Origin of the sequence: Curtobacterium sp. MCBD17_030 (assembly GCF_003224255.1) — a bacterium.
Classification (GTDB): Bacteria; Actinomycetota; Actinomycetes; order Actinomycetales; family Microbacteriaceae; genus Curtobacterium.
Window position 1 is genome coordinate 1 of the sequence record NZ_QKLI01000036.1, and the last position, 7,365, is coordinate 7,365.

Sequence of the window (7,365 nt, forward strand, 5' to 3'; positions counted from 1 at the left end):
CCCCGTTCGAGGGTGAGAGGTCAGCATCGATGCTCGCACCGGGTCGGCCCGCTCCTCGGGAGCCCGCTCCGGCCACTCCCTGAGGGTCCGTCGAGGTAGCGCGACACGCCCAAGCGGATCGTTCGGCGGGCTCGATTTGGCAAGAGGGCCGACCGTCCGTATGCTTGTCCATCGGTAGCGCGATGCACTGCTTGCGGCCCCATCGTTTAGTGGCCTAGGACACCGCCCTTTCACGGCGGCAGCACGGGTTCGAATCCCGTTGGGGTCACTCCTCACCGGGGGACAGCAAGCAGAACAGAACGACACCGAAGCAAGACCAGCAACACAAGCAATTCCATATGGCCCTGTAGCGCAGTTGGTTAGCGTGCCGCCCTGTCACGGCGGAGGTCGCGGGTTCAAGTCCCGTCAGGGTCGCCACGGCTGGGTAGCTCAGTTGGTAGAGCGTTCGACTGAAAATCGAAAGGTCCGCGGATCGACGCCGCGTCCAGCCACAGTGAAGAGCCCCCTACTTCGGTAGGGGGCTCTTTTGCGTTGCGCGCGCAGGCGAACTGCCTCGGCGGTCGCAGCCGACAGGAACCGGTTCGGACCGTCCACGCACAACGGAAGGCGGCTCGAACCGCGGATTCCCGTGGTTCGAGCCGCCTTCTGTTGTGCGCAGCCGGCCGGGAGGCTCGTCCCGGCCGGGCAGCGCGGTCTACGCCTCGCGGGTCTTCGGGCTGCTGTCGTTCGTCTTCGCCGGGTCGCGCTCGACGACGGCACCGAGGGCGTCGTCGATGCGGGACATCAGCTCGGCCGGGATCTGCACCCCGGCAGCGCCGGCGTTGTCGTGCACCTGCTCCGGACGCGAGGCTCCGATGATCGCCGACGCCACGTTCTCGTTCTGCAGCACCCATGCCACGGCGAGCTGCGCCATCGACAGGCTGAGCTCGTCCGCGACCGGCTTGAGCTCCTGCACGGCGGTGAGCACCTGGTCGTTCATGAAGCGCTCGATCATCTTCGCGCCGCCCTTGTCATCGGTCGCGCGGGAGCCCTCGGGCAGCGGCTGACCGGGCTGGTACTTCCCTGTCAGGACGCCCTGGGCGATCGGGGACCAGACGATCTGCGAGATGCCGAGTTCCTTCGAGGTGGGGACGACTTCCTCCTCGATGACCCGCCAGAGCGCGGAGTACTGCGGCTGGTTCGAGATGAGCTGGAAGCCCAGGTCCTTCGCCAGCGCGGCACCGGCACGGAGCTGGTCGGCGGTCCACTCGGAGACGCCGACGTACAGGACCTTGCCCTGACGGACGATGTCGGCGAACGCCTGCATGGTCTCTTCGAGCGGGGTCTCGTGGTCGAAGCGGTGCGCCTGGTACAGGTCGACGTAGTCGGTCTGCAGGCGGCCGAGCGAGCCGTCGATCGACTCGAGGATGTGCTTCCGCGAGAGCCCGGTGTCGTTGTGGCCCTTGGGACCGGTCGGGCCGAAGACCTTCGTCGCGATCTCGAGCGACTGGCGACGCTCGCCCTTCAGCGCTTCGCCGAGGACCGTCTCGGCGCCGGTGTTCGCGTACACGTCGGCGGTGTCGAACGTCGAGATGCCGACCTCGAGGGCGGCCTTGACGCAGGCGATCGCCGCGTCGTTCTCGACCTGGGAGGCGTGGGTGAGCCAGTTGCCGTAGGTGATCTCGGAGACCTTGAGGCCCGAGTTGCCGAGGTAGCGGTACTCCATGTGTCTGTCACTCCTGTCGCGGCCGCGTCGATGCGGCACCGCTCGCGACGCTAGTCCTGCGGTCAGTACCGCCGATCCAGCAGGAACCGTTCCGAGAACGACGTGACCCCGGCGATGTGGCCGTGGCCAGTGATCGTTCCGGGGTCTTCTCGACGATCGTGCCTGGGCACGGACGCCCGAAGCGAGCTCGTCGGGCGGGCGCGGTGTGCCACCGGTGACGGGACGCGGCCGCGACGGTGCAGGATCGCAAGAGGCGCGGTGCGCGGACGCACCGCCGGGAGCAAGGGAGCATCCATGACCGGACCGAGCGTGCTGTTCATCGGCGGGAGCGGCATCATCAGTGCCGCCTGCGTGCGCGAGGCGGTGGACCAGGGCTTCGCCGTCTCGGTGCTGAACCGGGGCGCGACGGAGAAGCGGACCCTGCCGGATGCGGTGACGCGCCTCCAGGCCGACGTGGCGGACCGGGACGCGCTGGCGGCGGCGATCGGCGACCGCACCTTCGACGTCGTCATCGACTTCGTCGCGTTCACCCCGGACCAGGTGCAGGCCGACATCGACTTCTTCACCGGCAAGACCCGGCAGTACGTGTTCATCAGCTCGGCTTCGGCGTACCAGACCCCGCCGACGCACCTGCCGGTGACCGAGTCGACGCCGCTGAAGAACCCGTACTGGCAGTACTCGCGGGACAAGATCGCATGCGAGGACCTGCTGGTCGCCGCGTACCGGCAGGACGACTTCCCGATGACGATCATCCGGCCGTCGCACACCTACGACGAGACCCTGCTGCCGTTCGACGGCGGGTGGACGGTCGTCGCGCGGATGCGTGCGGGCAAGCCGGTCGTCGTGCCGGGCGACGGGACCTCGCTGTGGACGATCACGCACGCGCGGGACTTCGCGGTCGCGATCGTCGGGGTGCTCGACCGGGCCGAGGCGATCGGCGAGGCGTTCCACATCACCGGCCAGGAGTCGCCGACCTGGGACCGCATCCACCAGGAGGTCGCCGCCGCCGCGGGCGCCCCGGAACCGCAGATCGTGCACGTGCCGGCGGACGCGATCATGGCCGCGGACCCGGAGTGGGGCGCCGGCGTGGTCGGCGACAAGGCGAACAGCATGGTGTTCGACAACAGCAAGGTGCGGACGCTGGTGCCGGGATGGGCTGCCCGGACGTCGTTCCGCGAGGGCGCCCGTGAGCTGGTCGCCTGGTACGACGCGCACCCGGAGGCGCAGGTCGTCGACGAGGAGAAGGACGCCCTCATGGACCGGCTGGCGGAGGCGTACGCGCCGGGTCGCGTCTAGCGCCGTCTGCCGGACGGGAGGCGCGTGGCGGAGCCGTCCTGCGCCTCCCGTCCGCCCGCCCCGCGCCCCGCGCCCCTGCTCGCCGCGCCGCGGTGCCGCCGGGAGGGGCACAACAGGAACCGGTCCGAACCACGGGAGTTCGTGGTTCGGACCGGTTCCGGTTGTGCGTGGGCGGCTCGCGCCGGCGGCCGCGCGACCGGCGGTCGGCTACGCCAGGTCGCGGAGGACCGCGCCGAGTGCCTGCATCGCGGTGGCGATCTCCTCGTCGGTGACGACGAGCGGCGGCGCGAAGCGGATCGTGGACCCGTGCGTGTCCTTCACGAGGACGCCTCGGGCGGCCAGCTCCTTCGCGACCAGCTTGCCGGTGCCGAGCGCCGGGTCGATGTCGATCCCGGCCCAGAGCCCGGCGACGCGGTGTGCGACGACGCCCTGGCCGATGAGCTCGTCGAGGAACCCGCGCAGCACCGGTTCGCCGTCGAGCGCCCGCTGCTGGAACGTGCCCTCGACGAGCATCGCGACGACCTCGGTGCCGACGGCGGCTGCGAGCGGGTTGCCGCCGAAGGTCGAGCCGTGCTCCCCCGGCCGCAGCACCCCGAGCACGTCGGCCCGGCCGACCACGGCGGACACCGGGACGATCCCGCCGCCCAGGGCCTTGCCGAGCGTGATCAGGTCCGGCGTCACGTCCACGCGCTGGACCGCGAGGGTGTGGCCGGTGCGTCCGAGGCCCGACTGGATCTCGTCGGCGATGAACAGCGCGCCGAACTCGTCGCAGACCTCGCGGACCGCGGGCAGGTAGTCGGCCGGCGGGATGACGACGCCGCCCTCACCCTGGATCGGCTCGAGCAGCACGGCGACGACGGTCTCGTCCATCGCCTCCCGGAGTGCCGCCGCGTCCCCGTACGGGACGGTGCGGAACCCGGGCGTGTACGGCCCGAAGTCGTTCCGCGCGTCGGGGTCGTCCGAGAACGAGATGATCGTCGTCGTGCGGCCGTGGAAGTTCCCGCTCGCGACGATGACCGTGGCCTGCCCCTGCGGCACGCCCTTGGCGCGGTAGCCCCAGGCGCGGGCGACCTTGATCGCGGACTCGACCGCCTCGGCGCCGGTGTTCATCGGCAGCATCATCTCGGTGCCGGTGAGCGCGGTGAGCCCCTCGGCGAACGGGCCGAGCCGGTCGGTGACGAACGCACGGCTCGTCAGCGTCACCCGGTCGAGCTGGTCACGGGCCGCGGTCAGGAGGCGCGGGTTGCCGTGCCCGAAGTTGACCGCCGAGTAGGCGGCGAGCCCGTCCAGGTAGGTGCGGCCGTCGACGTCCGTGACCGTCGCACCGTGGCCGGACGCGATGACGACCGGCAGCGGGCTGTAGTTGTGCGCGAGGGCACGGTCCTCGACGGCGAGCGCCGCCACGGTCGCCGGCCCGGGGGTGCGTCCGGTGTCCGTGGGCATCAGGACCGTGCCACGGAGGTACCGGTGCCGATCGGGTGCAGGTCGAGCGTGCAGCACTTCACACCGCCGCCGCCGAGGAGCAGCTCGGACAGGTCGACGCCGATCGGGTTGTAGCCCTTCTCGCGGAGCTGCGAGGCGAACGTGGTGGCACGCGCGGCGATCACGACGTTGTACCCGTCGGAGTAGGAGTTCAGGCCGAGGATGGCGGCGTCCTCCTCGGTCGCGATGATCGCGTCCGGGAAGCGCTCGCGCAGGATCGCCAGGGACGGCTCGTCGAAGGCGCTCTCGAGGTACGCGATGTTGGAGCGGCCGGACGCGTCCGGCACCGGGTCGAGCGCCGCGATGGCCGTGTCCAGGTGGTAGAAGCTCGGGTTGACGAGCTTGAGCGTGACGACCTCCCGGCCGTACACGCGGGCGAGCTCCTCGTGCGAGGTGCTGTCCGAACGGAAGCCGGTGCCGGCGTAGATCGTGTCGCCGATGAGCAGGAAGTCGCCCTCGCCCTCGTTCGTCTCCTCGGGCTCGGCGACGGTCAGGCCGGCCTGACGGAACCAGTCCATGTAGGCCGGGCCCTCGGGCTGACGCTCGGGGTACTGGAACTTCGCACCGTAGGCGACACCGTCGAGCACGAAGCCGCCGTTGGCCGCGTAGACCATGTCCGGCAGGCCCTCGATCGGTGCGATCTGCTGGATCTCGAAGCCGAGCTGCTCGTAGACGTCGACCAGGCTCTGCCACTGGGCGACGGCCTTCGCGGTGTCGGTCGGCTCCTCCGGGTGCATCCAGGGGTTGATCCGGTAGCTGACCGTGTAGTGGGTCGGCTTGCACATCAGGACGGTGCGGTGCGTGGCCGTACGCTGCGGGGCGGCGGCAGTGGGCTGGGGTGCGGTGTTCGACACGAGGTCCTCCAGGACCGGGGCCCGAGCCTGCCAGGAACCACCACGGTGAGAGCTCCGACGAGATGCAGGCTCACTCGCCGGAGGCGGACCAGGTCGACGCCTGCCCTGATCCTTGCACAGGAGGGCCGTTGGATGGCACGGCTCGACACGCACATTTCATGCGTCCCGCCGCATCCGCTCGCAACGACCCCGCGTAGGATGCGGACAATGGATTCGCTCGACCACCGCATCCTCGACCAGCTCCGGGAGAACGCCCGCGCCGGCTACGGCGACATGGGCTCGGTCGTCGGGCTCTCCGCCTCCGCCGTGAAGCGCCGCGTCGACCGGCTCGTCGCCGACGGCGTGATCCAGGGCTTCACGATCAAGGTGGACCCCGCCGTGGACGACCGTGGCACCGAGGCCTGGGTCGAGCTCTACTGCCGCGGCACAGTCTCCCCCGACGAACTGCGCACCCTGCTCGACGCAGTGCCCGAGGTCGTCGACGCCGGCACCGTCACGGGCAGTGCCGACGCCGTGGTGCACATGCGCTCACGGGACCTGCCGGCCCTCGAAGAAGCACTGGACCGCGTCCGCCTCGCCCCGCAGGTCGACCACACCCGCTCCGCGATCGTGCTGTCGAAGCTCGTCAGCCGCGGTTCCGACTGACCCCTCTCCCGCGAAACGCAACGTGGGCGTCATCTCGCAGCGGTATCCCCTTGCGCGCAGTCGCCCGGGTTGCGTTTTGCGGGAGGGTAGGGTCGCGTCCATGGGACGTGGGACGGCAGCCGGGAGGCTGGGCGGGCCTCCCGGGTCGGTCACCGCCCGGCGGATGGTCGCCGCTGCGACCGTCGCTTACGTCGTCAACTGCCTGTGGGGCACCGCCGTCGCGCTGCGCCTGATCCGCACCCGACGGCTGCGGGTGGTCCACCACGGGCTGTTCGTGGCGACCGCCGTGCTCACCGGAGCGGCCGCGACGACACCGCTGTGGACACGGTCCCGCGCGGCGCTGTTCCTGCTGCCGGCGCTCGTCCCGCTGGCGCTCGCTCCACGCACCAACCCACGGGGCGGAGCACACTGGAGAGTCGCGGTCGCCGCAGCGCCGTCCTACCTGGGGGCGGTCCTGGCGCGGCAATGACCGCATGCCGCCGTACCGGGAGGACAGCAGTGGAACTCATCGAGGCCATCCGGCGCCGACGCACCACCAACGGGGCGTTCCTGCCGGACCCGGTGTCCGAGGAGCACCAGCGCCTGCTGGTGGAACTGGCCGGGCGGGCGCCGTCGCAGCTGAACAGCCAGCCGTGGCGGTTCGTCCTCGTCGAGGAGCGCGACACGATCGACCGGATCGCGGACATCAGCGGCAGCGCGATGACGACGACCATGTCCCGGGGCACGTTCTTCGAGCGGTACCGGCCGTACTTCCGGTTCTCGCAGGCCGAGATGGACGAGCGTCGCGACGGCATGCTGTTCGACAAGCTGCCGAAGCCGCTCCGTCCGTTCACGAACCAGGTGTTCACGAAGCGGGGGCAGTTCCTGATGAACGCCCTCCGGGTCCCGCAGACCCTGGGTGAGGAGAACCGGAAGCTCGTCGCCGGGTCGCCGCTGCTGCTCGGGGTGATGCTCGACCGGGCCGAGTACCGGAAGGAGGCCCGCAACGCCTTCTACTCCGTGTTCAGCATGGGAGCGGCGATGGAGAACATCTGGCTGGCGACCACCGAGCTCGGCCTCGGGATCCAGTTCGTGTCGTTCCCGATGGAGATCGAGGAGTCCTGGAACCAGGTCGAACAGCTGCTCGAGGTCCCGCCGGAGCTGGAACTCATGGCCGTGTACCGGATCGGGTACACCCCGCCCGAGCGCCGCCGACCCGCGATCGACTGGGTGTCGAACGAGCGGAAGCGGCCCTCGCAGTACGTGTTCCGCGGCACGTGCGCGACGCCGCAGCAGGGCTGGGACGACCAGCCGGTGGTGGGGTCGGGCCCGACGGCAGCAGCGGCGCCACCGCGGAGACGTCCACGCGCCAGTGCACGAAGACGACGTCGCGCCAGGCCTGCT

The 7,365-nt window shown here is 70.5% G+C and carries 6 protein-coding genes, 3 tRNA genes and 1 pseudogene; 7 read left to right on the forward strand and 3 right to left on the reverse strand.

The window, feature by feature from the left end:
• Positions 1–195: 195 nt before the first annotated feature.
• From DEI89_RS17015 to DEI89_RS17025, 3 genes are all read left to right on the forward strand, one after another.
• Positions 196–268, forward strand: a tRNA-Glu gene (locus DEI89_RS17015).
• Positions 269–340: 72 nt separating this feature from the next.
• Positions 341–417 (forward strand) — tRNA-Asp (locus DEI89_RS17020).
• 1 nt (position 418) lies between these two features.
• Positions 419–491, forward strand: a tRNA-Phe gene (locus tag DEI89_RS17025).
• A 203-nt stretch (positions 492–694) separates the two neighbouring features.
• Here the strand turns inward: DEI89_RS17025 and DEI89_RS17030 are convergent.
• The gene (locus DEI89_RS17030; RefSeq protein ID WP_110905248.1) at positions 695–1,705 is read right to left on the reverse strand and encodes an aldo/keto reductase family protein; all 1,011 of its coding nucleotides are present in this window, start codon (positions 1,703–1,705) and stop codon (positions 695–697) included.
• Between the two features lie 294 nt (positions 1,706–1,999).
• Between DEI89_RS17030 and DEI89_RS17035 the strand changes: the two genes are divergently transcribed.
• Positions 2,000–3,001, forward strand: a complete 1,002-nt coding sequence (locus DEI89_RS17035) for an SDR family oxidoreductase (RefSeq protein WP_110905253.1) — start codon at positions 2,000–2,002, stop codon at positions 2,999–3,001.
• A gap of 207 nt (positions 3,002–3,208) precedes the next feature.
• On the opposite strand, the gene rocD is transcribed toward DEI89_RS17035, so the two are convergent.
• On the reverse strand, positions 3,209–4,444 hold the full coding sequence (rocD, locus tag DEI89_RS17040; RefSeq protein ID WP_110905249.1) for an ornithine--oxo-acid transaminase: 1,236 nt from the start codon (positions 4,442–4,444) through the stop codon (positions 3,209–3,211).
• Positions 4,444–5,337, reverse strand: a complete 894-nt coding sequence (ddaH, locus tag DEI89_RS17045) for a dimethylargininase (RefSeq protein WP_220034555.1) — start codon at positions 5,335–5,337, stop codon at positions 4,444–4,446. Before ddaH ends, rocD begins: the two co-directional genes overlap by 1 nt.
• A gap of 207 nt (positions 5,338–5,544) precedes the next feature.
• Between ddaH and DEI89_RS17050 the strand changes: the two genes are divergently transcribed.
• The 3 genes and pseudogenes from DEI89_RS17050 to DEI89_RS17060 form a co-directional block, all read left to right on the forward strand.
• Positions 5,545–5,982, forward strand: a complete 438-nt coding sequence (locus DEI89_RS17050; RefSeq protein WP_110905250.1) for an Lrp/AsnC family transcriptional regulator — start codon at positions 5,545–5,547, stop codon at positions 5,980–5,982.
• A 100-nt stretch (positions 5,983–6,082) separates the two neighbouring features.
• Positions 6,083–6,451 carry a hypothetical protein gene (locus DEI89_RS17055; protein WP_258369036.1) on the forward strand — a complete coding sequence of 123 codons (369 nt, stop codon included), beginning with the start codon at positions 6,083–6,085 and terminating at the stop codon, positions 6,449–6,451.
• Positions 6,452–6,480: 29 nt separating this feature from the next.
• Positions 6,481–7,278: pseudogene (locus tag DEI89_RS17060) on the forward strand (nitroreductase family protein); the annotation flags it as partial.
• Positions 7,279–7,365 lie beyond the last annotated feature (87 nt).